The sequence below is a fragment of the Mannheimia pernigra genome (assembly GCF_013377995.1).
Taxonomy (GTDB): Bacteria; Pseudomonadota; Gammaproteobacteria; order Enterobacterales; family Pasteurellaceae; genus Mannheimia; species Mannheimia pernigra.
The window spans coordinates 1,296,799-1,322,618 of sequence record NZ_CP055305.1 but is presented as its reverse complement, the minus strand read 5'-3'; the positions used below and the strand labels follow the sequence as shown (position 1 = coordinate 1,322,618).

General features: G+C 37.5%; 24 protein-coding genes and 1 pseudogene. 8 read left to right on the top strand and 17 right to left on the bottom strand.

All coding sequences use genetic code 11. The annotated features are described in order from the left end of the window. Nucleotides 1-9: 9 nt before the first annotated feature. The 6 genes from fadD to leuA form a co-directional block, all read right to left on the bottom strand. On the bottom strand, nucleotides 10-1,701 hold the full coding sequence (fadD, locus tag HV560_RS06400; protein WP_176812433.1) for a long-chain-fatty-acid--CoA ligase FadD: 1,692 nt from the start codon (nucleotides 1,699-1,701) through the stop codon (nucleotides 10-12). Between the two features lie 9 nt (nucleotides 1,702-1,710). Beyond that, nucleotides 1,711-2,142, bottom strand: coding sequence for a SoxR reducing system RseC family protein (locus HV560_RS06395; protein ID WP_159629501.1), 432 nt, complete (start codon nucleotides 2,140-2,142; stop codon nucleotides 1,711-1,713). Beyond that, nucleotides 2,139-3,092, bottom strand: a complete 954-nt coding sequence (locus HV560_RS06390) for a MucB/RseB C-terminal domain-containing protein (RefSeq protein ID WP_238348708.1) — start codon at nucleotides 3,090-3,092, stop codon at nucleotides 2,139-2,141. The genes HV560_RS06395 and HV560_RS06390 overlap by 4 nt, the downstream gene beginning before the upstream one ends. A gap of 203 nt (nucleotides 3,093-3,295) precedes the next feature. Next, on the bottom strand, nucleotides 3,296-3,889 hold the full coding sequence (locus tag HV560_RS06385; RefSeq protein ID WP_176809820.1) for a sigma-E factor negative regulatory protein: 594 nt from the start codon (nucleotides 3,887-3,889) through the stop codon (nucleotides 3,296-3,298). Between the two features lie 43 nt (nucleotides 3,890-3,932). Next, complete coding sequence (gene rpoE, locus HV560_RS06380) at nucleotides 3,933-4,505, bottom strand: RNA polymerase sigma factor RpoE (RefSeq protein ID WP_176808175.1); 573 nt, start codon at nucleotides 4,503-4,505, stop codon at nucleotides 3,933-3,935. A gap of 234 nt (nucleotides 4,506-4,739) precedes the next feature. Continuing rightward, nucleotides 4,740-6,284 (bottom strand): 2-isopropylmalate synthase, encoded by a 1,545-nt coding sequence (gene leuA / locus HV560_RS06375; RefSeq protein WP_176812431.1) that lies wholly within the window; start codon nucleotides 6,282-6,284, stop codon nucleotides 4,740-4,742. A gap of 491 nt (nucleotides 6,285-6,775) precedes the next feature. Between leuA and HV560_RS06370 the strand changes: the two genes are divergently transcribed. Next, complete coding sequence (locus tag HV560_RS06370; protein ID WP_176808173.1) at nucleotides 6,776-7,591, top strand: Cof-type HAD-IIB family hydrolase; 816 nt, start codon at nucleotides 6,776-6,778, stop codon at nucleotides 7,589-7,591. Nucleotides 7,592-7,723: 132 nt separating this feature from the next. Here the strand turns inward: HV560_RS06370 and HV560_RS10395 are convergent. The 9 genes and pseudogenes from HV560_RS10395 to HV560_RS06330 form a co-directional block, all read right to left on the bottom strand. Beyond that, nucleotides 7,724-7,878: pseudogene (locus HV560_RS10395) on the bottom strand (transposase); the annotation flags it as partial. A gap of 55 nt (nucleotides 7,879-7,933) precedes the next feature. Continuing rightward, nucleotides 7,934-8,653 (bottom strand): Sir2 family NAD+-dependent deacetylase, encoded by a 720-nt coding sequence (gene cobB, locus HV560_RS06365; protein WP_176812430.1) that lies wholly within the window; start codon nucleotides 8,651-8,653, stop codon nucleotides 7,934-7,936. Between the two features lies 1 nt (nucleotide 8,654). Then, the gene (locus HV560_RS06360; protein ID WP_176812429.1) at nucleotides 8,655-9,209 is read right to left on the bottom strand and encodes a hypothetical protein; all 555 of its coding nucleotides are present in this window, start codon (nucleotides 9,207-9,209) and stop codon (nucleotides 8,655-8,657) included. Further along, nucleotides 9,209-10,183 carry a hypothetical protein gene (locus tag HV560_RS06355; protein WP_176812428.1) on the bottom strand — a complete coding sequence of 325 codons (975 nt, stop codon included), beginning with the start codon at nucleotides 10,181-10,183 and terminating at the stop codon, nucleotides 9,209-9,211. The genes HV560_RS06360 and HV560_RS06355 overlap by 1 nt, the downstream gene beginning before the upstream one ends. Beyond that, nucleotides 10,183-11,097, bottom strand: coding sequence for a hypothetical protein (locus tag HV560_RS06350; protein ID WP_176812427.1), 915 nt, complete (start codon nucleotides 11,095-11,097; stop codon nucleotides 10,183-10,185). The genes HV560_RS06355 and HV560_RS06350 overlap by 1 nt, the downstream gene beginning before the upstream one ends. A gap of 229 nt (nucleotides 11,098-11,326) precedes the next feature. Beyond that, entirely contained in the window at nucleotides 11,327-12,448 is a 1,122-nt protein-coding gene (locus HV560_RS06345) for a hypothetical protein (protein ID WP_176812426.1), read from the bottom strand. Between the two features lie 214 nt (nucleotides 12,449-12,662). Next, on the bottom strand, nucleotides 12,663-14,402 hold the full coding sequence (locus HV560_RS06340) for a DUF262 domain-containing protein (RefSeq protein WP_176812425.1): 1,740 nt from the start codon (nucleotides 14,400-14,402) through the stop codon (nucleotides 12,663-12,665). 118 nt (nucleotides 14,403-14,520) lie between these two features. Further along, nucleotides 14,521-15,345 (bottom strand): SIR2 family NAD-dependent protein deacylase, encoded by an 825-nt coding sequence (locus tag HV560_RS06335; protein WP_176812424.1) that lies wholly within the window; start codon nucleotides 15,343-15,345, stop codon nucleotides 14,521-14,523. 71 nt (nucleotides 15,346-15,416) lie between these two features. After that, on the bottom strand, nucleotides 15,417-16,154 hold the full coding sequence (locus HV560_RS06330; protein WP_176812423.1) for a PP2C family protein-serine/threonine phosphatase: 738 nt from the start codon (nucleotides 16,152-16,154) through the stop codon (nucleotides 15,417-15,419). A gap of 158 nt (nucleotides 16,155-16,312) precedes the next feature. Here HV560_RS06330 and HV560_RS06325 point away from each other — a divergent pair, with 158 nt between their 5' ends. After that, nucleotides 16,313-16,816: a virulence RhuM family protein gene (locus HV560_RS06325; RefSeq protein WP_176812422.1), complete on the top strand. Its 504-nt coding sequence runs from the start codon at nucleotides 16,313-16,315 to the stop codon at nucleotides 16,814-16,816. Here HV560_RS06325 and HV560_RS06320 read toward each other — a convergent pair. After that, complete coding sequence (locus HV560_RS06320; protein WP_176812421.1) at nucleotides 16,766-17,725, bottom strand: helix-turn-helix transcriptional regulator; 960 nt, start codon at nucleotides 17,723-17,725, stop codon at nucleotides 16,766-16,768. The genes HV560_RS06325 and HV560_RS06320 overlap by 51 nt on opposite strands. A 92-nt stretch (nucleotides 17,726-17,817) precedes the next feature. After that, the gene (locus tag HV560_RS06315) at nucleotides 17,818-18,474 is read right to left on the bottom strand and encodes an FtsZ/tubulin family protein (RefSeq protein WP_176812420.1); all 657 of its coding nucleotides are present in this window, start codon (nucleotides 18,472-18,474) and stop codon (nucleotides 17,818-17,820) included. Between the two features lie 147 nt (nucleotides 18,475-18,621). Between HV560_RS06315 and prfB the strand changes: the two genes are divergently transcribed. The 6 genes from prfB to HV560_RS06285 all read left to right on the top strand — a co-directional run bounded on the left by prfB (nucleotide 18,622) and on the right by HV560_RS06285 (nucleotide 25,765). Beyond that, a protein-coding gene (gene prfB, locus HV560_RS06310; RefSeq protein WP_176812419.1) for a peptide chain release factor 2 occupies nucleotides 18,622-19,720 on the top strand; the annotation gives its coding sequence in 2 pieces (ribosomal slippage) (nucleotides 18,622-18,696 and nucleotides 18,698-19,720; 1,098 coding nt in all). Nucleotides 19,721-19,785: 65 nt separating this feature from the next. Beyond that, nucleotides 19,786-20,874: a metallophosphoesterase gene (locus HV560_RS06305; protein WP_176812418.1), complete on the top strand. Its 1,089-nt coding sequence runs from the start codon at nucleotides 19,786-19,788 to the stop codon at nucleotides 20,872-20,874. 195 nt (nucleotides 20,875-21,069) lie between these two features. After that, nucleotides 21,070-21,363: a preprotein translocase subunit YajC gene (gene yajC, locus HV560_RS06300; RefSeq protein ID WP_159629484.1), complete on the top strand. Its 294-nt coding sequence runs from the start codon at nucleotides 21,070-21,072 to the stop codon at nucleotides 21,361-21,363. Between the two features lie 37 nt (nucleotides 21,364-21,400). Continuing rightward, nucleotides 21,401-23,242 (top strand): protein translocase subunit SecD, encoded by a 1,842-nt coding sequence (gene secD / locus HV560_RS06295; RefSeq protein WP_176808170.1) that lies wholly within the window; start codon nucleotides 21,401-21,403, stop codon nucleotides 23,240-23,242. A 10-nt stretch (nucleotides 23,243-23,252) separates the two neighbouring features. Then, nucleotides 23,253-24,227 carry a protein translocase subunit SecF gene (secF, locus tag HV560_RS06290; protein ID WP_176812417.1) on the top strand — a complete coding sequence of 325 codons (975 nt, stop codon included), beginning with the start codon at nucleotides 23,253-23,255 and terminating at the stop codon, nucleotides 24,225-24,227. 236 nt (nucleotides 24,228-24,463) lie between these two features. Further along, complete coding sequence (locus HV560_RS06285; protein ID WP_159629476.1) at nucleotides 24,464-25,765, top strand: NCS2 family permease; 1,302 nt, start codon at nucleotides 24,464-24,466, stop codon at nucleotides 25,763-25,765. Nucleotides 25,766-25,820 lie beyond the last annotated feature (55 nt).

The following is a 25,820-nucleotide window of genomic DNA, read 5'->3' as shown; positions in this document are numbered from 1 at the left end:
TTATGTTATTTAAGCGTTATTAACGTTTGATTTTGCTGATTCTTCATCTCTTAGTACGTTGCGAAGAATTTTTCCAATATTACTTTTGGGTAGTTCATCACGAAATTCAATATCACGTGGAATTTTATAGCCAGTTAAAAATTGACGGCAATAACGACGCAGTTCATCGCAGGTTAAGCTTTCATCTTTTTTCGTCACAAAAATTTTTATACGTTCGCCAGAAAGCTCACTCGGCACACCAATAGCAACAACTTCATTCACTTTTGGATTTTGTAAAATAACATCTTCAATTTCAGCTGGGTAGACATTAAAACCAGAAACAAGGATCATATCTTTTTTACGATCAACGATGCGTAAATTAAGATCTTCACCCATAACAACAATATCGCCTGTTGCCATCCAGCCATCATTTAATACTTTTGCCGTTTCTTCCGGGCGATTCCAATACCCTTGCATCACTTGAGGGCCTTTAACTAATAACTCGCCTTGCTCGCCCAAAGGTAGCTCATTACCTTCAGCATCTACAATGCGAATATCTGTATTTGGCAAAGGAATACCTATTGAGCCTGAATATTCTACTGAATCACTACGTGTTGCACTAATAACAGGCGAACATTCAGTCATACCATAGCCTTCAATAATGTGGCAACCTGTTAAATCGTACCAATCTTGTGCTACATTAGCGTGAATTGCAGCCCCACCGCCAACACTTAATTTTAAGGATGAAAAATCCACTTCTTTTAGTGTTTGATTATTCAGTAATGCACTAAATAGTGTATTTACCCCTGTAAAAATAGATACTTTATATTTCTTTAATTCTTTAATAAGGCTTGGAATATCACGAGGATTTGTAATTAATAATCCTGTAATACCTAGTTCAAGAAATAAGAGACAGTTCAAAGATAATGCAAAAATATGGTATAATGGCAAGGCAGTAGCACCAATCATATTTTTAGCGTTACCTAATAGTGGATCTACAATCCATTTTGTTTGCATCATATTGGCAATGAGATTTTGATGCGTTAGCATTGCACCTTTAGGCACACCAGTTGTACCGCCTGTATATTGTAAAAAGGCGAGGTCAGAACTTAAAATATGCGGTTTTACATACTGCCTTTTCTTGCCAATACTTAATGCTTCTCTAAAGCTAACAGCGTGAGGCAACTTATATTTGGGAACTGATTTCTTAATATATTTAACGATGAGATTCACTAAAGTACGCTTACCAAAAGAGAGCTGATCGCCTACTCGAGTTAAAATAACGTGTTTTATATTCGTATTAAATACCACTTTTTCTAACGTTGCCGCAAAGTTGGAAATAACCACAATCGCCTTTGCACCACTGTCGTTAAGTTGGTGCTCTAATTCACGGGGCGTATAAAGCGGATTGACATTCACCACAACGAGCCCTGCACGCAAAGCACCGAATAAGGCGATTGGATATTGCAATAAATTGGGCATCATTAACGCAATACGATCACCTTTTTCTAAACGTAATTCATTTTGTAAATAAGCAGCAAAAGCACGGCTACGTTCTTCTAATTTACGAAAGGTTAGAATTTGCCCTATATTAATATAAGCTGGAATATCTAGATGGCGTTTTATTGCGGCTTCAAACATATCAACTAATGATTCATATTGATTCACCTCAATGGTTTTTGGCGAGTAAGGCGGGTAATTATTAAGCCATATTTTGTCCATTCAAATCTCCTAAACTTTACCTAAAAAGATGGGCGAAAAATGGATTTGCTGACTGCGTTTATCCATTAATTTCTTTACCCCCCAGAAACTTATTGCTGTAAAAATCAACATTGCGAATAAAACGATAAGTTCATTTGCAAAAAATTGTGAAAATCCGACCGCTGTGATGATTAAAGCAAGCAAAGGTATCCCATAAATTAAAAAAACGCTTTTCAGTAGCGTATTTTCAGCTAAACCTAACTGAATTTTATCTCCCACTTTTAACGGCTCGTCGACACGAATACTAAAACGAGGAGCCATTTTTTCACCAGCTAAAGCGGATAATGCTTTTGAACCACAAGTAGTACGAGCCAAACAAGCACCACAAGCACTTTTTGCGTTGCATTGTACAATCGCAATACCATTATGATATTCAACCACACTGGCTTCTTCTATCATCATCGCGATGCTCCTTCTTTAAACTGAATATTTTTCAAAATCTGCTTAGCTACTTGTAGCGGTACATCGCCAATAATAACAATATCTTTATCATTAATTGTCTGATTTAAAATGGTTAATTTACCTTGTCGCCAAGCATATTCATCAAAATTAGCTCCCTGACTAGGCATAACGTAAATTGTCAAACTAGATAAACCATCACTATATAAACGGCTATCTACATATTCACTGTCAAATTGATAGGTTGCCCCTGTTACTGTTTGGTTCTGTACTAGTTCAAAACCTGTTGGTAGTTCTTTAATATCCCAATCATAAGGCAATTTGACCTCTTCTTTTGGGGGAGAGGTTAAGGACGGCAACATCAAAGAGTTAATCGCATTTGCAATCATTTCAAGCTCTGGAGATTGATAAAGCTGTAATACTCGAAATTCTTCTAACACAATATTGTCTTCATTTTGTAATTGGCTTTTAAGTAGCAAATTGGTTTCTTCATCAATCCAAAGCGTGTAAGAATAACGGAAAGTATCTTTTGGTAAAATGCGAATGACTTTCGTCACTCTATCTGAAATACGATCTTTACCCAAATCTAAAAAAACATACCCTTTTAAGTTATGGTAATCTGCGTAAAGAACATTAGGAAGGTTATCTAAAATATGGTGGCTATTTAAGCTAAAAGGCCGAAAATTGTATCCTAAATAACTAACGCTGTTACCTTTTAGGATAATTTCTTCTCGGTTATGATCGAGGTTTAATAATTGGGCATACGCTTTATCAGTAAATATATGACGCAATCGGAAAAATCCTACGTTGCTGTCTTGCTGAAAAATATAAAGTAATTCATAATTCGACTTTTTATGTGCTTCAGCCATTGACGCTAAATATGATAAAGGTGTTTTTATCCCTGTATCTGCTGCCAAAGCAAAACCAGAACAAGTGAAAATAGCTATGAACATCAAAAAAGATTTTATTATCTTAATAAACATATTTATTCTCAAATCAAATTAATTGTGCCCATTTTATCAAAATTAAAATTATTTCGCTATTTGTAAGTTATTTCTATTTTTCGTTATATTTGCCATACAAAAAGCTACATAATTACTAATTATGTAGCTTTCTTAATTTTTTCTTTTAGTTCATTCCGTTCTATTTTACTAATCTAATTAGAAGAAGTTGAAGTTTGGGCTTTCTGTTTTTCTTCTGGCAAAGTATTTTGCAAATTATTTGTACGGCGTTGTAACTCGTGATTTTCCAACAACGCATTAATTTTGCGTTGCTGAATTTCTAATTGTTCAGTAGTTGGCTGCTCTTGTACTAAAGCAGTGTACCTTACCGCCTCAACAGAATTACTAAAAGGAAACGTTTGTAACACAGGTTGCTGAGTTTGAGCAATGTCTTCGCTAGAGTTCATTGAATTTACGCCAATTACTGCCACTAAGCACACCGAGGCAGCAATACCTGCTTGTAAAATAGGTGTACTCCAACGTTTAAGTTTAAGTAATAAACCTTTTGGTTTTTCCGCAGTATTTTGAGATTTAATTTCTTCGTTCTCAAGTAAGGCTTCCATTTGGGCAGAAAAATCCGCACCTAAAATGATTTCATCGCCTTGCATCACACTGCGAATAGTATGATAACTTGCCCATTTTTGCTGTAATTCTGAGCTATGGGTTAAAGTCTCTACAAACTCTCTATCAACATCTTGCCCGTCCATATAAGAAGAAAGGTATTCGCGTTGAATAATGCGTTGTTGCATAATTGTCTCCAATGATTTTCGAGATTTCTAAAACTAATTCTACTTACTGCATAAGTGGATTGATTTTCGCATCAATTGCTTCCCTTGCACGGAAAATACGTGAACGTACTGTTCCTATCGGACACTCCATCACTTCTGCGATTTCTTCATAGCTTAAACCGTCTAATTCCCTTAAACAGATAGCAATTTTAAGCTCTTCAGGTAAATTTTCAATCGTATCAAATACAACTTTTTTTAATTCTTCCGATAACACTAAATTTTCAGGTGTATCGCTTTCACGAAGCTGAGCACCGACATCATAGCTTTCAGCATCTTCTGCTAAAATATCCTCTTTAGGTGGTCTTCTGCCCAAAGACGTTAAATGATTTTTTGCAGTATTAACTGCAATACGGTAAAGCCAAGTGTAAAAAGCACTTTCCCCACGAAAAGACTCTAAAGAGCGGTAAGCTTTAATAAAAGATTCTTGAACAATGTCAGGAATATCGTCTCTTGCTACATAACGAGTCAGTAAACTCGCAACTCTATTTTGATAGCGTACTACAAGTAAATTAAATGCTTTTTTATCACCTTTTTGTGCTTTTTCGACTAACTCTTGGTCGGTGATCTGCTCGCTCAACTGCGGACTCTCCTAATTATAATTTATAATGTGTCAATTCCATTGCACTACTCTTTAGAGAATGCATTTTTATAATAGTTCCAATTAATTTAAAATTCTTTCATCTTTTTATTTTTGATAACCAAAAACAAGCGGTCAGATTTTAGCTAAATTTTGCAAAAATTTCAAAAAATCTGACCGCTTGTAAACGAAGAAGAAATAAAGAGCAAATTGTCATTGACCCTAATAAAATTATTATTTTTTAGGCTTTAAATTCGCTACTTTTTGTGAGCGGTAAATCGCATTGATAGCGTGAATTAACGCCCTTGCTGAACTCTCTACAATATCTGTTGCTAAACCAACGCCATGAAATTTTCTGCCTTCGTATTCCACCACAATATCAACCTGCCCCAATGCTTCCGCCCCTTCTCCTTTTGCAGTGAGATTATAGTGAGACATTTTTAGCTCCATACCCACAATGTTCATAATCGCATTGTAAGTAGCATCAACGGGGCCATTACCGCCTTGTGAAGTAGCACTTTGGCGAACGCCATCTAACTCCACCTGCACAAACGCTGATGCAGGTAAGCCACTAATAAGCTGAGTAGTAATTACATCAAGTGATAATCTATCTTCATCGCCCTGCTGCATATCAATAAAGGCAAGTGCTTCTAAATCATAGTCAAATACTTGCCCCTTCTTATCAGCAAGTTGTAAGAAAGCATCATAGAGTTTATCTAGATCATAATCAGATTCGGTATAACCCATATCCGCCATATGCCCTTTCACTGCAGCACGTCCTGAACGAGCAGTTAAGTTTAGCTTCTCTTTTTTCAAGCCAATTGTTTCAGGCGACATAATTTCATAGGTATTTTTATTTTTCAACATACCATCTTGATGGATGCCCGATGAATGAGCAAATGCGTTACTTCCCACAATCGCTTTATTTGGCTGAATGGGCATATTACAAAGCTGGCTTATCATTTGGCTTACTCGATGAATTTCTTGAGTATTGATACGAGTATCCACCCCCATAAATGCTTGACGAGTTTTAATTGCCATTACCACTTCTTCTAATGCCGTATTTCCTGCACGCTCGCCTATTCCATTGATAGTACACTCAATCTGTCTAGCTCCGTTTTGTACCGCCATTAAAGAATTAGCGGTTGCCATTCCCAAATCATTATGACAGTGTACTGAAACAATGGCTTTATCTATATTTGGTACACGGTTCATCACTTGATGAATAATATTACCGTATTCATTTGGCAAGCAAAAACCCACAGTGTCAGGAATGTTTATTGTTGTTGCACCTGCATTAATTGCGGCTTCTACAATACGGCAAATATTATCAATGCCTGTACGCCCTGCATCTTCGCACGAAAATTCAACATCATCGGTATAACTTCTAGCACGTTTAACCGCAGCTACCGCCATTTCAACTACATCATCAAATGAACGTTTTAATTTAGCTTCAACGTGTAAAGCAGAACTCGCAATAAAGGTATGAATTCGAAAGGCTTCTGCCACTTTTAAGGCTTCGTAAGCAGCATCAATATCTTTTGGTACTGCACGAGAAAGTGCTGCTACACGACTATTTTTAATATGGCGAGCAATTGTTTGCACCGATTCAAAATCCCCTGCTGAAGACACAGGAAACCCCACTTCCATTACATCAACGCCTAAACGCTCTAAAGCAAGTGCAATTTGTAGTTTCTCTTTTACCGTCAAACTTGCTTTCAACGATTGCTCACCATCACGCAGTGTAGTATCGAAAATAATAATGTTATTGTTACTCATAATAAAACCTTTATTTTGTTATTTCGGGATAAAAAAACCCGCATATTGAGTGCGGGCAAGAATGCGGATAGTTCATTTACTTCTCTAGACAATCTTTATGCTTGCACAAAATGCGATAACAGAGAGAGTCGAAGTAAGGTAAATTTTTCCATATTGTGTTTATGTTTGCATTGTTATTCAGTCGTAAGGCTTATATTAGCTTTATACAGACCAATGTCAATAGCATTTTTCTCTTTACGCAACCGTTTAAACTCCACTAATAGATCATCTATTTAGAGTTTTATATCGTGTACAATCAATATATTAGATTAAAAATCCAAATCACCCCATCAATCTAAAACAATTAATCAATATCACAAATAAATATGATATTTTAACTTTTAACCCGTTTTTTCATAAAATGAAAAAATACTTCAATATTGTTATTCTCTTTGAAATTTCAACTCAAATTTGATAGCCTTTTTAAATAATTTTACTGATGAGGATCAACTATGACTCAACCATTTCGTGCCATTATTTCCGATCTTGATGGTACTTTACTAAATGCCAATCATAAAATTGGCAATTTTACGATTGATACCTTAGAAAAACTATCTCAACAAGGCGTAGATATCTTTTTTGCGACTGGTCGAAATTACCCTGATGTTTCTCATATTATCCGCAAAATAAATGTTGAAAATGCAATGTTAGTTACCTCAAACGGCGCAAGAGCAAATAATTTAGATGGTAAAAAAATTGTCAGCCACTATTTGCCTGAGAATATTGCTTTTGCATTAATGAATATTGAATTTGATAACCAGAATGTTTGCTTAAACAGTTATCAAGGCGATGAATGGTTTATTAATAAAGCGATCCCAGAGTTAAAAAATTTTCATCAAGATTCTGGGTTTAGTTATCAAGTGGTTAATTTTGGCGACCACCACGGTAGAAAAACAGAGAAAGTCTTTTTTATTGGTAGAACACCTGAAGCCTTAGTGCCAATTGAGCATTATGTTAGAGAAACGTATGGCGATAAGGTACAGATGACCTATTCAGCGTTACTCTGTCTTGAAGTGATGGCAAAAGGCGTATGTAAAGCAAATGCGTTGGAAGAATTAGTAAAATTACGTGGTTATACTCTGCAAGACTGCATTGCTTTTGGCGATGGAATGAATGATTTAGAGATGTTGAGCCTAGCTGGTAAAGGGTGTTTAATGGCAAATGCCGATCCTCGTTTAAAAGCAGCGTTACCAAATAATGAAGTCATTGGTTACAATAAAGATGAAGCTGTCGCACACTATATTCGAGCAATATTTAGTATGATTTAATGCTAACTTTTAGTAAAAAGCCCAGTAGGGGGCGATTAATATTCGAATTCATAGCAGCCGAATTTGTATATATCTGATAAATGAAGTTGTTTATCTTCTAATTCGTGCTTTTCCCTGATATTTCACCTACGTCCTTATCATTTCTGCATTAATACCTACAGTGTCTACGCAGTAAACTTTTGCCCAAAAGTACTTGCCCACAATTTATGCTTACGTAAATAGGGAAACTTATTGAACAATTTGATTGCTTCTCGCTCTTTTAAATCTCCCATTACCTCTGATAAAGAATGCAAGCGGCCGATTTTCTGCAAATTTTTACAAAAAACCGACCGCTTTTATCCCCTATTCTTCTAATCTAGCTAAAATCTCATCCACAAACTGCGGCACAATCTCTGTGGCTTTACCGTAACGAGCTTCTTTAAACGCCGTTTTAACCTTACTCGGCTCTAAATTGAGTTCAATGGTATGTGACTTCCAACGGTTTGCCTTTTCCACAAAACCGGCGGCAGGATACACATTACCCGATGTACCAATTGAGACGAAAATATCGCAATCGTAAATCGCCTCATCAATTTCTAGCATTTGGTACGGAATTTCGCCAAACCAGACAATATGCGGACGTAATCTTGCCGGTTGAATGCAGCAAGTACAGCGACTTTCGTCCGTCACATCGCCTTGCCAGTCATAGACCGTGCCTTTGTTTGGGCAGCGGACTTTCAGCAATTCACCGTGCATATGAATCACATTTTTCGAACCGGCACGCTTATGCAAGTTATCGACATTTTGGGTTACAATCAGCAGATTTTCGCCGAGTTTTTCTTCCAATTTAGCCAATGCCAAATGGGCGGCATTCGGTTGCACTTCGGGCTCAAACAGCTTACGGCGGCGTTCGTTATAAAAGCGTTGGACTAATTCCCGATCCCGTTTATAGCCTTCCGGCGTGGCGACATCTTCCACCCGATGATTTTCCCACAAGCCATCTTCGGCTCGGAATGTGCGGATACCTGACTCGGCGGAAATGCCTGCACCAGTTAATACAACAATTCTCGGTAATTTTTCCATTTTAATTCTCCTTACTCTTTACACTCTCATTATTTAAAAAATCTTGATAGCTCCATTTTTCAATGGAGAAGTACGCTTCCATAGTCTGTTCTGGGTCAATTTCATCAGTATTGAGCGTATGATCAAACATCGCATATTGATATGAATTATCACCGCTGGTTCCCCAAACAATTTTCTTTAAGGTCAGCTGGCGATAAATCGGAACTAATAGTGGCACAAGCATACTTTCACAGAATAAGGTTTTAGGAGCATCAAATCGGGTTTGATTTATCCAACCGAGATCATAAAACTTACCGTTTTCTTTGCACATTAAACAATCAACACTTATCGGCATATCAAAAAATCTCTCGCCATTTTCTAAGGTAAATTGATAGCAATAACTACCTTCAAAATGGGTATTGGAATGCTTGATAAATTGTAAACTTAAATGTTTATCCCATAACTTTGATGTAATAATAATGCTGTTACCTTTATATTCCACAATCGGCTGCTGTTTTTGTACCTCTGGCAAGGCGATAAAACCATTAATGACCCATTGAGTGAAATCAGCTTTCATTAAAATTTCTCCGAATAACCAAACCGCTGTTCTGCCATTTCGAGCATTGCCTGTAAATTTTGGCAAAAGAGTTTGGTATGCTGTAAAAACTTTTCCGGATCATCGTAAAAACGATTTCCAATCGTCATCTGCATTTTGTCGCTGGCTCGGAAAAAAGTGAGATGCTTCATATCTTCTATTTCTTCATTTTGTAACAGTGCCAGTGTGCCGATATTCGAGAATGTCATCACATCCTCATCTCGTTCCACAATCGCATTGCCACAAAGATAAGCATTACTACCGATATTGGTATCAAACTTCACTTCGGTATTGCCTTCCACTTTCGCTTCACCACAAATGTCTGAATCATAAATTTTAGCATTGCCGTAAATTTCAGCATTATCGTGAATCCCCCCACCATAGATAATTGCATTACCATATACTGAGCAACTATTATTCAACCAACCGCCACGCACTTCGGCATTATCTCGTAAAGAAATACATCCATTTTCCGAACTATTCGTCTTACCACCACAAAAAATAGCATTATTAGACATAGAAAGTGATGAGTAATATCCGTTTACCTCAGCATCACCATATATTTTTGCATTATCTTTCATTGTCAGATTTACATCACAAATAAAAGCATCACCATAGATTTTTACTTGATCAGATATATCAAATTTATAGTGATTTTCACAATAAATCCAAGCCCGACCAAATACTCTTGCATTTCCGTGAATAATGCCTTTGCCTGTAATAATCGCATTATGCTCGACTTTGGCACTACCAAAGACATAAACATTTTCGGCTATCCAACAATTACCTTGCTGAGAAAGGTTTTCTTCTTTTTCAATCCAACCTCCTAGCTCTCCCTCTTTTACAGAATGTTCCCAAGCACCTTTTCGGTAAAATGAAAAGTCTCTTAATGATTCAATTTGATAAAGTGTTTTTCCTTGATACTCTACAGTATTTTCAGTTAAACGATATTTCATTAGAAACCTCCCAAAATGCGTGACTTTGCTAATTTAATTGCCGTTTCATATTCTGAATAAGCCTTTAAGGCATTTCGGATTTGTGTCGGTGAGAAAGGCTCATTGTTATAACGAATTTCAAATCCATTTTCTGTTTTATATGCTGTTAAATATTCTAGAAAATCCGAAAATATTTTTGTTTGCAAAAAATCATTTTGAGATTGAATAAAGGCATTACTACCCAAATTAACACCATCATTGATCACAATATTTTCACCAATAATCCGAGTATTACCGAAAAAATCATTACTACCACTAATTTCCGCCCCACAGATTTTGACATTATCTTCAATCCTGATTCGATTACCTTGAATGATCGAATTTCCCCAAATTTCCACATCTCCTTTAATATGGCAATTTGCTTCAATTTGAGCATTACCATAAATCTGAGCATTATCAGAAATCCAAATTTTTCCAATAGCATTTCCACCCACACGGGCATTTTCAAAAATTTTCACGGAACCACAAATACGAGTGTTTTTTCCGCATACTGCAGCATTCCCGAAAATTTCTACATGGTCTGAAATCTGTCCCTTTACAGAAACTTGAGCATTACCATAAATTTTGACATTATCACCAATATTCCCTCTTGTAACCCGAGCATTGCCATATAACTGTGCTTGATCATATAAGCGAGAAAAACCTCCCAAATAGGCATTTTCGGAGACATAAGCCTGATCCCATACTTCCGCACTATTCGCCACCCAGCAATTTCCCTCTTGCGACAAATTATGCTCACCGCTAATGAAACCGCCTAGATCACCGACTTTCACTTCGTGACCATCACTTGTCGTAAAATCTCGCAACGCCTGAATTTGATAGAGTTTTTGCTTATCATCGCCTTTATCACTTTCAATTAAACAATACTTTTTCATTTGCTACTCCTGTTTTGTGAGATAGGGATATTCTAGGTAAAGATACGTTATTTTGTGTCGCATAAGATGCTAGATTTTAGCCATAGCATAAGAATGGAAGAATATATTTGAACATGCTAATGGTGGGATTTAAAAGTCGGGGAAGGAAAAAATAAGCGGTGCAATTTTGCAGAATTTTTGCAAGATTGCACCGCTTTCTCTAACCCAAATTAGAAGAATCCAATAATTTCTAACTCTCAATATTTTCAATAACCATAGGTAACTTCCTATTTAAGATCCTCTTCTCAGCAATCTTTAATATCAAATTAATATCCTCAATCTCATCTTGATTAGCATTTTCTTGTAAAAACTCTCTAAACTCATCCAAAGTAGCAAAATAGCGTTTATTATCATAATCTGTAGAATTAATAATAAACCCAACAGACAAACCGTTATTCTGATTATGATAAACTGTTATACTTCTACTAAGATCGCTAATATAATTTACAAAAAACACTGCACCATTACTATCAATATCTGCATTATCCGGTAAATATATTCTATCAATTTTCAACATAGAACCATTCAGCCGTCCATTTCCAGAAACAATCAAACTATCATCTATTAAAGTATCTTGACCAATATAAACTTTGCCTTCTAGCTTTGGTGTTCCACAAATTTTTCCATATATTTTAAGATAATCCCCTAACGATAAATTACAGGAATTACTGACCAAACCATTAATATAAGCACTTCCTTTAATATATAAATATTGATTAAACTGAATTCTAGAAGATTTAATTACAGCACTTTCATATATGTCTATATAATGATTATACGCCAGTATAGAATCCAAAACTTTAGCGTTATCAAAAACATCTACTTTTACATTGTCACTAAAATTAACATCAAAAATCTCAACATTTCTACTAATATTAATTTCTATATTATTACAGAAAATAGTCCTACCATACACTTTAGTATTACCCAAAATATGAAGCCTCCTATTATTACGGAGCATAACATCACCATATATTTTAGCATCTTCTCCAACCCATACTTGAGTATATTCAAGCTCAGATTCTGTTTCACTTTCATAAACAATACGAACATTATCAAAAATCTCAGCATTGTCTGTTAATTTACTATAACGAACTTGCGCACTTCCATAAACTTTAGCATTATCCATTACCAATGCTGTATCATAAATCCACGCATCTCCTTCATGAGATAAATTATGCTCGCCCTCAACATAACCACCAAGATCACCTTTCTTTATATCTATGCTTGGAATATCAATTAATGCTTGAATTTGATAGACAGTTTTTCCATCTACTTCTTCTGTACTTTCAGTTAAACAGTATTTTTTCATTTTTTACTCCTATGGTGTTAGATATCAGGATGATACACACTCATGCGTTATTTTGTTTCGCATAAAAATTCTAGATTTTTAGCAAAAGTATAAGAATGGAAGAATGTACTTAAACAGGCTAATAGTAGGATTGAAAAGTCGGGAAAAGGAAAAAAATAAGCGGTGCAGTTTTGCAGATTTTTTGCAAAGTTGCACCGCTATAAATTGAGGAGAGTTACAGAATGCTCATTAAAAATGAAATAATCTTATCTCGTCTTGCCTGAATTTCTTCTTTTTTCCATTTAGGATCTTTTTCCGTCATAGCAAAAATTTCTCTCTGCTGTGCCAAACGGTTATTCTTATAGCTATTACGCTTATCTTCAAATGACTGATTCCCAATAGAGCAATTCTGAGATTTTGAAATTAACATTAAATTACCTAAGCAATGTAGGTAGTTTGCATTAAATTCGTTATCGTACTCATCATATCCAGTTGCGATCTCTGATTGATCTTTTGGCGTTTTAGGCGAAATGTGCTCTAATTCTGGGCTTTTCACCTCTTCAAAGCGAGTAAGCTCATAGCCATTGGCATTTTTTGACTCTAAATAGTTTTCATATTTCCACAGAAGGAATTTTGCGATAGGGTTATAAATATTTCCACTTAACGCAGTTTTAATTACATTATTATTCCAGTAATTCCACCACCATTCATCACAAGTTTTCAATTCATTGATAAGTGTTAGAATGGGGTCAATACTAGTATTTCTGGCATTAAAACTCTGATATACATTTTTTAGTCTTGCTGTTAAATCTGCTCTTGTTCCAGCTAATCTATGGCGAAGTAAAATAGATTCTAATGCTTCACATAATGCTGATTTTTGTTCTAAGCCGAGATTAAATTTATAGGCTTTTAATACAAATGGCATTACTGCACCTAAATCACCAAGTGAAACGAAAGAGTGGATTTTATGTACAGATTTTTCATCTTTGGTAAAAAATTGTTTTAGATTTTCAAAACTGAGAGAAAGCTCTAATACAAACTCACGAATAAACTGAATACCCGATTTTTCCTCCATGTCTTTGTCTGCTTCATTTAATCGTTTTGCAATCCACTTTTGTGGAGTCAGTTCATTCAAGGCATTTAATGAATTTCCATAAACTCGAATAGTGTAGCGCAGAACATCATCTTCACTGATTTTATATTCAATAGCCGAAATTGATTTATATATGGTTTCAAAGCGATCTTTGATTTCTTTTAATAAGTTATCTCGTTCTGCTGTGCCATAGAGATGTACATAAAACATCAATTCTGCTTTTATAACTTCTAAATCAGTTGGTTTTTTCCCACGATTGTTTTGGAAAATAAACATTTGAATGGCTTCGGCTTCATCTTTTACGGCGTGAGTAGTACAAGATGCATCACTTACAATATCCAATAAATGTAATAATTGTTCTTCCTCGCAATGTGAGAAATAAACACTAAAATATTGAAATGCTTGTAAAAAACGACGCTTAGATTCAGTATCTACACTACTCAGTTCAGGCACTGCACCTACTACACCGTCAATAATAGCATCTTTAAATAATCGTCTATCATACTCAACGGTTTGGAATCGATCTTGATGATAATACTGCACCATTTCACCATATTTAGCTTGCAGTTTAATTGGTAATGCAGCTATTTCTTTTACATTGTGAATTTCCTTCAAACGCTGAAAAAGTGCAGTCACAAAAATAACTATTGTTGTCAGGCGTTGCTGCCCATCTACGATGTGAAAGGTATCATTACCTTTATCTTCAAATAAGAAGTGTCCAAAATAGTAAGGGGAACTTGCCTTGCTTTTTCGATATTCTTCCAGATCTTGCAAAAATTGACTAACCTGTTTGTCTTTTTCCCAAGCATAAGCTCGTTGATAACTTGGCACGATAATTTGACCTCTTGCCAGCATTTTTCTGATAGTTGTAGAGGCTTCCATAATATAACTCCATATTGAAAAGATGTTTAATTCTCACACAATAATAACAAGCAAGCAAGCAAGCAAGCAAGCAAGCAAGCAAAATTATTTTAACCATTTGATTTTAATAGAAAATATCTTATTTTAAAACCTCATCAATCGCTTTCAACGCCTCCAATCCGCCCATTTCCAAACTTAAAAAGTGCATTTTCGGCACGCCTGCGTCTATCGGGTTAATTCGAATTAAACCTCCTCTTTTCTGTTTGGCGGTGCGTTCGGAAAAATTACGCACGGTTGGTATGGCTTTGCCTGCACCGATTTCAATCACCACTGGTCGCTCCGTTTTGCCTAGCCATTCATTTAATAAAGCTTCTTTGCCAAATTGGTAACCTTCGGCATAGCTCCAATCGTTGAACATCAATACATTTTGGCGAGCCAAACCGCCACAGTCGGGGCAACGAGGGGCTTCGTTTAAGACCACGCAGTTTTCATCATCAGTTATCGGTTGATAACCGTAAGACCACCACGATTTACTTTGGCAATTTGCCACACATTGCAAACGCTCTAATGTGCCGTGACATTCATAAATACGGGCTTCGGAATAGCCTGCTTTACGGAAATGCCCATCCACATTGCTGGCAAACACAAAATAGCCGTGCTTTTTGCTTTCTGCCCAACGTTTGAGAATTGCATAGCCTTCGTGCGGTTCGGCTTGGCGATATTGATTTAGGCGGTGAGCGAAAAACCATTTGGCAAGCTCAGGACGTTGTTGGTAAGCAAGCGGTGTGGCAATGTCCATAAATTGCAAATCAAACTTTTTAAGTGGTGGGTAAGCATTCCAAAATCCGCCAACACTTCTAAAATCAGGCAAACCGCTATCCACCGACATCCCCGCCCCTGCGGTAATTAAAATGCCGTCTGCTTGACGGATAAGTTCTGCTGCGTAGTTAAGATCGTTTTTCATATGGCGTTCCTTATATCTAATGGGGTATAAGATGATTTTAAGTGTTAACACGACAATTTATGTCGTATCAATTACAATATCTCAACAATCACGACAGAAAAATCATCTGATTTTTTGATAAAACGTTGAAGAAAATGCAGCCTAACGCAATTGTCCTGACTTTGTTGCCAGAGCCAATTTAGTCTCTCTGATGAAATTCTGTCATGTAATCCATCACTACACAGCAGTATACTCTCGCCTTTTTCCAGCTGAAATTCAGCTGTATGAATACGAAAATCATCCGCCTCAAAATCGGCAATGAGACAATCAGTCAAGCCGTTGTAGATGGAAGCATACTGCGTATGTTCATCGACAACGCCTTGTTGCCGCATTTCGGTTAGCATGGTGTGATCAACACTGAGCTGTTGCCACTGACCTTGTGCGGTAATCTTGTATGCTCGACTATCGCCCACATTTAAGATTTTGCCCTTGCCATTAGCGTGCAATTCACAACCGACAAAGGTACTGCCTATCCCAAAATGCACAGCTGCATATTTTTCACAAAGGGCAAATTGTGTGGCACGCAACCACGTTGAATTAAGCTCTTGGCATTCACTCAACCTTCCCATTAAAAAACGGCTGGCAAGCTGGGATTGAGAGCTATGCGAAACACCATCTGCGATACCAAACATCACCTTGTTTGCCTCCAACATATCACTTTCAGCATTTTTATACTGCCATTGATAAACCGCTTTACCGTTGAATAACGCATCTTGGTTTTTCTTGTGAAAAGAGCCAACCTGTTGGCAGAATGTGAGTTGAAAAGGCATTAATGTCTCCCTTTTTTACGAAAATTCTCTCTTTAATACAGGCTAATCGGTGCAATTAAAAGTCGGAAAATCGATATTTTTTCGATGAAGATCACAAAATCAGCCCAAAATCTGCGTTGGTTTTGTGTTAAGGTATCACTCAAAGGAAGGAGAAATTTATGCAAGCATTAACCACACCCACCAGTGCGAACATTCTATTTTATTCGGCACCGCAAGATGTACAAATTGAAGTGCAATATCTTGATGAAACCTTTTGGCTAACACAAAAGAGTATGGCAGAGTTGTTTGGGGTTCAATCTCATACAATTAATTTCCATTTAAAGCAGATTTTTGAAACGGGAGAATTAGAACAAATTTCAACCACTCGAAAAATTCGAATAGTTCAACAGGAAGGAAATCGTCAAGTTAGTCGTAACCTTGATTTCTACAACCTCGATGCCATTATTACCGTAGGCTATCGTGTAAACAGCCGAGAGGCGACTCAGTTCCGTATTTGGGCAACCAATACATTGCGAGAATTTATTATTAAAGGGTTTGTTATTGACGATCAACGCTTAAAACAAGCGGTTGATTTTGCAACCAATATCGCAAAATCAACCGCTTGCATAAAACTAAACTGGCTCTTTTTCTATATCCCAAATATCTTCCCCAAATTTGCGTAGCCACCATTCTAGCATATTGTTATCCGCAACCGTGGCTTGGAAACGATAGTGTTCTTCGCTCTCTTCCAACATCTTTTGATCTTTGGCTATTGGGGTTTCCGTGAGGTGAAAGCCTGCCGATTTGGAAATCGAGAAAGTGAGGCAGATTTTATCGCCATTACCAAAACCGAGATGACCGTCATTCTGATAACGTTGCAAATTAAAATCTTTCGGGCGTTCAAAGGTAAAAGTGGAAATTTCAGCTTTGCGAATACGATGCAGAGCAAGCAATCGATTATCTTCAAATCCTTCATAACGACAGACCAGATAAATACTTGCCCCTTGTTGAGCTATCGCCAGCGGCATAATGGTTGCTGAATGCTTTTTGCCAAATTGATTTTGGTATTCAATATGGAGCAATTTATTTTGAAATAGTGCTTGGCTTACAGCAGCAAAAATCTCATCTTTAATTTTGGCTGGGATAAGCGGTAAGCTGGTTGGTGTTGAGCAAACTTTATTTAGCCATTGATATTCGGGCTTGTCTTTACTGCCTGAGACCATCTTATCTGCCTGTTCAAAAAAGGGCTTCATCGATGCCATTAAATTTGCCGGTAGCAAGTATTTCAAATGTTGCTCGGCAAGTTTCAGTAATAGTGATTGCTGCTCATTTAAAATAGGCAATACCAAACCTTCGGAGTGTAGTTTCCAACTGTATCCAAAGGGTTTTGAACGCTCATCACATTCAATATCAAAATGTTCACATAAAATTTTAAGCGTACGTTGAATAGTTCTTAAATCTCGCTCAAAACCGGTTTCAAGAAGCTGTTCGTGTAGGCTTTTTGCATCAATTTTTCGAGGCAATTTTGGAATACGGCGTAAAATTTCGAGTTGCAGTAGTGTGGCGTCAATATCACTGGGTCGGTTTGCCATGATGTTCTCCCTTTCAAATAGAGGTGAAATTATAGCAAGAATAAGCAGTGATGTTGCAGAATAACCTGCAAAATTCACCGCTTGTTGAGACGTTAGGCTTGCTCTTGTTGGAGTCGGGCTTTGGCAATATCTAAATTATGGGCGGTGCGATTAAAACCGATTGAATAGCGACGTTGCAAGCTCGCTATGGAGGTCGCTGGATTATCTCTCAACGCATCGATAAACTGCTCGACTAACTGAGCGTCATAATACTCTGGCTTATTCTCACGCGGCAGCTCAACCACATGTTGTTTGATAGGCTCTTTAATCTCGCCATAACCACCTAAAATAAATAAGCGTAAGTGATCACCGCTGTAATCTGCGCCCACAATAATCGCAGCATCTTCATTCGCATACTGCTCTATCTCCCCCATAATTTGGTAGACGGTCTCAAGAGTTATCTCTGCAGAGGCTTGAATATTCACTAATAAAATATCAAATTTCTTTTGCTGATTGAGGGAAGAGAGCGATCTTTTATCAAATTGACACTGTTCAAATTCGATCAAATAGGCTTGAACCTCCTCAGCACGTTCGAACATCTTGAAATCGTCTCCATCAATATTGATCATTCCTTCATTACTCACTATAGATTTAAGTGTGCGACTAATCTCTTCTTCGGCTAACTTTTCTGTACGAAGTTGCGTCTCTTGAAAAATAATTTTGCTACTATTTGGGTGTTGTGCTGAGCGTTGGGCAAGTTGTTCTAACATTTTAGGCTCCTTTAATATAAATAAATGTGCACTATACACATAATAACGACATTTTGTTTCGCATGCCGTTCATTTGCAAAAAATTCTACAAATTTAACCGCTTGCGGTATAATCACGCCCTTATAAAACAGTAAAAGGAATCAATCGATGTTTGAACTCAATCCAATTAAAACTCAACTTGCTGATCTAACCCAAAGAACCTCGATCATTCGGGGGTATCTTTGACTTTGATCATAAAGTCGAGCGTTTAGAAGAAGTGAATGCAGAGCTGGAACAGCCCGATGTCTGGAGCAAGCCAGAGAAAGCCCAAGCATTAGGGAAAGAACGCTCAATGTTGGAGCAAATTGTTAATACTATCAAAGTCTTAGCGCAAGGAATTGAAGATGTGGAAGGTTTGATTGAGCTTGCTATCGAAGCAGAAGATCAAGACACCTTTAACGAAGCCCAGCTTGAGGCCGATGAATTAGAGAAAAAACTGGCAGATTTAGAATTTAAACGGATGTTCAGTGGGCCTCACGACAGTGCAGATTGCTACTTAGATTTACAAGCAGGCTCAGGTGGAACAGAAGCACAAGACTGGACGGAAATGCTGCTGAGAATGTACCTACGCTGGGCGGAATCTAAAGGCTTTAAAGCCGATTTGATGGAGGCTTCAGACGGTGATGTAGCAGGGATTAAATCTGCCACAGTGAAAATTTCTGGCGATTACGCTTACGGCTGGTTTAGAACTGAAACGGGTATTCATCGCTTAGTTCGTAAAAGCCCATTTGATGCTAACAACGGAAGACACACTTCGTTCTCAGCCGCATTTGTTTATCCTGAAATTGATGATGATATTGATATTGAGATCAATCCAGCCGATCTGCGTATTGATGTTTACCGTGCTTCAGGAGCGGGCGGTCAGCACGTCAATAAAACTGAATCTGCTGTGCGGATTACCCATCAACCAAGTGGGATTGTGGTACAGTGCCAGAACGGTAGGTCGCAACACCAAAATAAAGATCAAGCGATGAAACAATTGAAAGCGAAACTGTATGAGCTGGAAATGAGCAAGAAAAATGCCGAAAAACAGGCAATGGAAGATAATAAATCCGACATTGGCTGGGGTAGTCAAATTCGCTCGTATGTGTTAGACGATTCACGCATTAAAGATCATCGTACAGGGGTAGAACACCGTACTACACAACAAGTGCTAGACGGCGATTTAGATAAATTTGTGGAAGCAAGTCTGAAAGCAGGGTTGTAATCGCATTTATATCGTGTTGTTAAGACAATGAGGCTAAATTTAGCCTCTCATTTAAGGATAGACGCTTGGAATACCGTTACTATATTACCGTCGTAATTGCTGTTGCAGTGTTACAACTCTTTTTATACAGCTTTGCAAAAACTATTGGCTGGTTACTTAATTTATCTACAAAAAACCGTAAAACCGTTAGCTTTCTTAGCTTTTTAATTATTAATGGAATGGTCATTCTAGCCATTACCCGAATGTTCTTGCTGTTTCGAGTAATGGCACTGGTGCTAGTGTTGTTGCTATTTGCATTTTTTATCAGTTTTTTGACCGCTTGTATTTACAAATTAACCAGAGGGAATCCTTCCGTTAATCGAGGCTTGAAGATATTCTACCCTTTTGCTTTTTTAGGCTTAATTGGGCTTGGGTTTTATAATGCTTATGTGCCAACGCTGGTGCATTATTCAGTCAAATTAGAAAAACCTCTAGCACAACCAATTCGTATTGGTGTAGCAAGTGATTTACATTTAGGCAAACAATTTGGGGCAAAACAACTCGATAAACTAGCAGAGATTTTTCAGCAAGAAAACGTAGATCTCATTTTACTACCAGGCGATATTATGGACGATAACTTAACGGTTTATCATTCAGAAAATATGCACAGTTCACTCGCTAAACTCAATGCACCACTTGGCGTATATGCTACACTTGGCAACCACGATTTCTTTGGCAATCAAGAAAGTATTGCCCAGGCCATTCGTCAGGCAGGTATTCGGGTTTTATGGGATCAAGCGGTCGAAATTGATGGAAAATTTGTTATTGTTGGACGTAACGATGATTTAGTCAAAACACGCCCATCTGCTGAGCAATTACTGCAATCTGTCAATACTAAATTGCCCGTGATTTTACTTGACCATCGTCCGACAGAAATTGAAAAACACACTAAACTGCCGATTGACATTCAAGTTTCAGGCCACGCCCACAAAGGACAAATTTTCCCTGCAAATATTATTACTCAGTTTATGTATCAATTACACTACGGCTATGAAAAAATCGGCTTAGGTCATTATTTTGTCACATCAGGCTATGGTTTTTGGGGCATACCAATGCGGTTAGGATCACAATCTGAAGTGTTGATTATTGATGTAGAAGGCAATAATCCATCATAATTTAGGCTAGATGGCTATTTCTTTGGTAAAAAATTAAAAAAGCTACTTTTTAACTAACGCTAACCTCATTTTTGCTTAAAAGAAAAGCATTTGATGGCTTTTTCTACTCGTTAATTCATTGAATTTATGCTATTTTAACAGGCGTTTTTATAACATCATTTTTTTCTACCACTTAAGACAATTTAAGGAGTTTTTATGCAACAAGGTAGCGGAATGGAAATGATCTTTATCCTGATTATTTTCGGTGCAATTTTCTATTTTATGATTTATCGCCCTCAGGCAAAACGCCAAAAACAACAACGTGAATTACTAGCAAGCCTAGCAAAAGGCGAAGAAGTATTAACCAGCGGTGGTTTAATCGGCAAAATTACCAAAATAACGGCTGATAATGACAATATTGTTATCGCATTAAACGACACAACTGAAATAACCATTAAACGTGATTTCGTTGTAGCTGTACTTCCAAAAGGTTCATTAAAATCGCTTTAATAACCGCTAATCCAACTTTACTATTTGGGGATTTATTGTGTTAAACCGTTTCCCGCTATGGAAGAATTTAATGGTGATCTTATTGATCGCCATTGGTGCTTTATACGCCCTTCCAAATTTATATGGTGATGATCCATCAGTCCAAATTTCTGGTACTCGTGGGCAACAAGCCACACCTGAAACTCTTACTCAAATTCAATCTACACTTTCATCTGTGAATATTCAGCCCAAATCAGCCATATTAGAAAATGGTTCGATCTTGGTGCGTTTAGAAAGCAGCGAGCAACAATTAGCAGCGAAAGAAAAAATCGCAGAGGTATTGGGTAATAACTATTCAGTTGCCTTGAACCTTGCACCTGCAACACCAGATTGGCTTTCAAGTATTGGCGGGAGTCCGATGAAGTTAGGCTTAGACTTACTTGGTGGTGTTCGCTTTTTAATGGAAGTAGATATGAACACGGCTCTTGCAAAACAACAAGATACTTTGCAAGACAGTCTGCGTAACGATTTCCGTAAAGAAAAACTGCAATATAAAGCGGTCAAAAAAGGGGAAAATTTTGCAACTGACATTGAATTTGCAGACAGCCAAACTGCAGAAAAAGCAGTTCGTTTAGTTCAACGTGTTCATCCAACACTTGATGTATTATTAAAAGGTAATAGCATTACCTTAACCCCTTCAGCACAAGCTCTTTCAGATTCTCGTAGTGTAGCGATTGAGCAAAATCTTTCTATTTTACGTAAGCGTGTAGAAGAGTTGGGCGTTTCAGAACCCTCTATTCAACGTCAGGGGGCAGATCGTATTGTGGTTGAATTACCTGGCGTTCAAGATACTGCCCGTGCAAAAGAACTTTTAGGTGCAACTGCAACACTTGAGTTCCGTTTAGTAAATACAGAAGCGAATTTAGCTTCTGCAGCTAAAGGGATTGTTCCCGCAGATTCTGAAATACAGAATACCCGTGATGGTGAACCCGTCGTTTTACGCCGTAAGCCATCTTTAGGTGGCGAGCACATTATTGATGCAACCTCAGGCACAGATGAGCGAGGGTTGCCACAAGTTAGTATCCGATTAGATACTGCTGGTGGCGAAATGATGGGCGAAATAACCAAGATGGCAATCAAAAAGCCAATGGCAACGCTTTATACCGAATTTAAAGATTCAGGTCGTAAAGATGCAAACGGTAAAGTAATTTTGGAAAAACATCAAGAAATTATTAATGTTGCCACCATTCAAACCCGTCTAGGAAACCAATTCCAAATTACAGGTATTAATTCTGCAGCTGAAGCACAAAACCTTGCTGTTTTATTACGTTCTGGTGCGTTAATTGCTCCAATCGTCATTGTAGAAGAGCGAACTATCGGTGCATCGTTAGGTGCTGATAATGTTAAACAAGGTATGAATGCGAGTATTTTAGGTCTAGGCTTAACAATTCTGTTCTGCTTAGTGTTTTATAAAATGTTTGGTGTGTTTGCCTCTTTTGCATTAATTGCAAATATGCTTTTAACTATCGGTTTAATGTCATTAATTGGAGCAACCCTAACTATGCCAGGCATTGCTGGTATTGTGCTTGCAGTAGGTATGTCGGTTGATGCAAACGTACTGATTTATGAACGAATTAAAGAAGAAATTCGCAATGGACGTTCTGTTCAGCAAGCTATTCACGAAGGTTATAGCGGTGCATTTTCCAGTATTTTTGACTCAAACCTCACAACAATCTTAACCTCTCTTGTGCTTTATGGCGTCGGAACAGGTCCTGTAAAAGGCTTTGCAATCACTCTGGCTTTAGGCGTAATCATTTCAATGTTTACGGCGATTACAGGAACGCGTATGCTCGTAAACTGGGTTTATGGTGGCAAACGTGTGAAAAAACTTTGGATTTAAGGTGGAATAAATGGCTATTGAAAATACAAAACAAGATGTAGCAGACATTAAACTGCCTTATAAATTAATCCCATTTATGAAATACCGCTATTTGGGTTTCATCTTCTCGATTATTATTTCTGTATTATGTACTTTCATCATCGTAACGAAAGGATTTAACTGGGGTTTAGATTTCACTGGTGGCACGGTTATTGAAACGCAATTTTCGCAGCCTGCTGATTTAACAAAACTGCGTGCGGAACTTGAAAATAGAGGCTATGGTAGTGCGTTAGTACAAACTACTGGCAGCCAAAAAGACCTAATGATCCGCTTGTCTGCGAATGCCGGTGATATGAGTGTCGGAAATAAAGTGATGGCGATGATCCACCAGACATTAGATCCGAACGCGACTATCAAAAGCATTGAGTTCGTTGGTCCTAACGTTGGTGAAGAACTAACTCAAGGTGCTATTTATGCCACCCTTGCCACCCTTGCTATGCTACTTATCTACGTTGGAACACGATTTGAGTGGCGTTTAGCCTTAGGCGGTATTGTTGCATTATCACACGATGTATTAGTGACACTTGGCGTATTCTCTTTATTGCAGATTGAGATCGATCTCACATTCGTAGCAGCTATTTTATCTGTAGTGGGTTATTCATTGAACGACTCTATCGTTGTATTCGACCGTGTCAGAGAAAACTTCTCGAAAATTCGCCGTTTAAGCTCAATTGAAGTAATAGATATTTCATTAAGCCAAACACTTTCTCGTACGTTAATGACCTCTATTACGACTCTCTTCGTGGTATTAGCATTGTTCTATTTAGGTGGACCAACATTATATAGCTTTTCACTTGCATTATTGATTGGTATTGGTTTCGGTACTTACTCATCGATTTATATTGCAATTGGTGTCGCATTACAACTTGGTTTGAAACGTGAACATATGGTTCAACCTAAGGTTGAAAAAGAAGGGGCAGATCAAGCTACCTTTATCGACTACTAATACAGTAATAGATAATCTGCACCCAAAGTTGGACTAAACAGCTCACTGAGGTGCAGATTTTTTACTACAAGCGGTCAAAAATAAACAATTTTTTGCAATATCAGCTGTCTTTTCGTATCTCGCTAATCTTTGAATTCAGTTACTCATCAACTTACGCAAACGTTTGCCAATTAATTTGAATTTCTGTAGAATGCAGCCCACCATTTTTCTCCTTTCTATTTTTCTTTGAGGTTTTTATGTCCTTATTTAAATTTGAAGAGCGTAACTCAAACGTTCGTCAAGAAGTGATCGCAGGTTTAACTACTTTTCTTGCAATGGTCTATTCAGTTATTGTTGTGCCAGGAATGTTAAGCCAAGCGGGTTTTCCTGCGGAATCGGTATTTATTGCTACCTGCTTAGTTTCTGGTTTAGGCTCCATCTTAATTGGGCTATGGGCTAATGCACCAATGGCAATTGGTTGTGCCATTTCTTTAACTGCTTTTACCGCTTTTAGTTTAGTGCTTGGGCAACAAGTTTCTATTCCTGTTGCCTTAGGTGCGATTTTCTTAATGGGTGTAGTTTTTACTATTATTTCTGCAACAGGCATTCGTACTTGGATTTTGCGTAATTTACCAAGCAGTATTGCACACGGTGCAGGTATTGGTATCGGCTTATTTCTACTTATCATTGCGGCTACTAACGTAAAATTAGTCATCAATAGCGGTATGGATATTCCTGTAAAACTTGGCGATTTCACATCATTTCCGGTATTAATGTCGTTAATAGGTCTAGCTGCCATTATCGGTTTAGAAAAACTAAAAATAAAAGGTAGCATTTTATGGGTAATCATCGCGATTACTATAGTAGGGTTATTGTTTGATCCAAGCGTAAAATATTCAGGCTTTTTCAAAATGCCAAGCTTTGGCGAAAATTCGCTATTTTTAAGCTTAGATATTATGGGTGCACTAAACACAGCCATTTTACCTGTGGTATTTGCATTAGTGATGACGGCGATTTTTGATGCAACAGGCACAATTCGAGCGGTGGCAGGCCAAGCTAATTTATTAGATAAAGATGGCCAAATCATCAATGGTGATAAAGCCTTAACGTCAGATTCTTTCGGATCAATTTTATCTGGTTTATTCGGTACAGCACCTGCAGCAGTGTATATTGAATCGGCTGCAGGCACAGCAGTTGGCGGTAAAACAGGCTTAACCGCGGTAGTCGTTGGTATTGGTTTCTTATTTATGCTGTTCTTCCAACCACTGGCTTTCTTAGTACCAAGCTATGCAACGGCTCCTGCATTGATGTATGTAGGGTTATTGATGTTGAGCAATGTCTCTAAATTAGATTTCAGTGATTTTGTTGGTGCGATGTCTGGCTTGGTATGTGCGGTATTTATCGTATTAACTGCAAATATTGTAACCGGTATTATGTTAGGATTCGCAACATTAGTTATTGGTCGCTTAATTTCAGGCGAAGCAAAAAAACTGAACTTAGGCACAGCCATCATTGCGGTGATTTTAGTCGCATTCTATGCGTTCGGTTTAGCCATTTAATTTGCAAAAAATTAGCCAAAAAAGACCGCTTGTCATATTCAGTTACAAGCGGTCA

Excerpts from the sequence above, each read along its gene's own strand:
- fadD (WP_176812433.1), bottom strand. The coding sequence starts at position 1,701 with ATGGACAAAATATGGCTTAATAATTACCCGCCTTACTCGCCAAAAACC.
- HV560_RS06395 (WP_159629501.1), bottom strand. The coding sequence starts at position 2,142 with ATGATGATAGAAGAAGCCAGTGTGGTTGAATATCATAATGGTATTGCG.
- HV560_RS06390 (WP_238348708.1), bottom strand. The coding sequence starts at position 3,092 with ATGTTCATAGCTATTTTCACTTGTTCTGGTTTTGCTTTGGCAGCAGAT.
- HV560_RS06385 (WP_176809820.1), bottom strand. The coding sequence starts at position 3,889 with ATGCAACAACGCATTATTCAACGCGAATACCTTTCTTCTTATATGGAC.
- leuA (WP_176812431.1), bottom strand. The coding sequence starts at position 6,284 with ATGAGTAACAATAACATTATTATTTTCGATACTACACTGCGTGATGGT.
- HV560_RS06370 (WP_176808173.1), top strand. The coding sequence starts at position 6,776 with ATGACTCAACCATTTCGTGCCATTATTTCCGATCTTGATGGTACTTTA.
- cobB (WP_176812430.1), bottom strand. The coding sequence starts at position 8,653 with ATGGAAAAATTACCGAGAATTGTTGTATTAACTGGTGCAGGCATTTCC.
- HV560_RS06360 (WP_176812429.1), bottom strand. The coding sequence starts at position 9,209 with ATGAAAGCTGATTTCACTCAATGGGTCATTAATGGTTTTATCGCCTTG.
- HV560_RS06355 (WP_176812428.1), bottom strand. The coding sequence starts at position 10,183 with ATGAAATATCGTTTAACTGAAAATACTGTAGAGTATCAAGGAAAAACA.
- HV560_RS06350 (WP_176812427.1), bottom strand. The coding sequence starts at position 11,097 with ATGAAAAAGTATTGTTTAATTGAAAGTGATAAAGGCGATGATAAGCAA.
- HV560_RS06345 (WP_176812426.1), bottom strand. The coding sequence starts at position 12,448 with ATGAAAAAATACTGTTTAACTGAAAGTACAGAAGAAGTAGATGGAAAA.
- HV560_RS06340 (WP_176812425.1), bottom strand. The coding sequence starts at position 14,402 with ATGGAAGCCTCTACAACTATCAGAAAAATGCTGGCAAGAGGTCAAATT.
- HV560_RS06335 (WP_176812424.1), bottom strand. The coding sequence starts at position 15,345 with ATGAAAAACGATCTTAACTACGCAGCAGAACTTATCCGTCAAGCAGAC.
- HV560_RS06330 (WP_176812423.1), bottom strand. The coding sequence starts at position 16,154 with ATGCCTTTTCAACTCACATTCTGCCAACAGGTTGGCTCTTTTCACAAG.
- HV560_RS06325 (WP_176812422.1), top strand. The coding sequence starts at position 16,313 with ATGCAAGCATTAACCACACCCACCAGTGCGAACATTCTATTTTATTCG.
- HV560_RS06320 (WP_176812421.1), bottom strand. The coding sequence starts at position 17,725 with ATGGCAAACCGACCCAGTGATATTGACGCCACACTACTGCAACTCGAA.
- HV560_RS06315 (WP_176812420.1), bottom strand. The coding sequence starts at position 18,474 with ATGTTAGAACAACTTGCCCAACGCTCAGCACAACACCCAAATAGTAGC.
- yajC (WP_159629484.1), top strand. The coding sequence starts at position 21,070 with ATGCAACAAGGTAGCGGAATGGAAATGATCTTTATCCTGATTATTTTC.
- secF (WP_176812417.1), top strand. The coding sequence starts at position 23,253 with ATGGCTATTGAAAATACAAAACAAGATGTAGCAGACATTAAACTGCCT.
- HV560_RS06285 (WP_159629476.1), top strand. The coding sequence starts at position 24,464 with ATGTCCTTATTTAAATTTGAAGAGCGTAACTCAAACGTTCGTCAAGAA.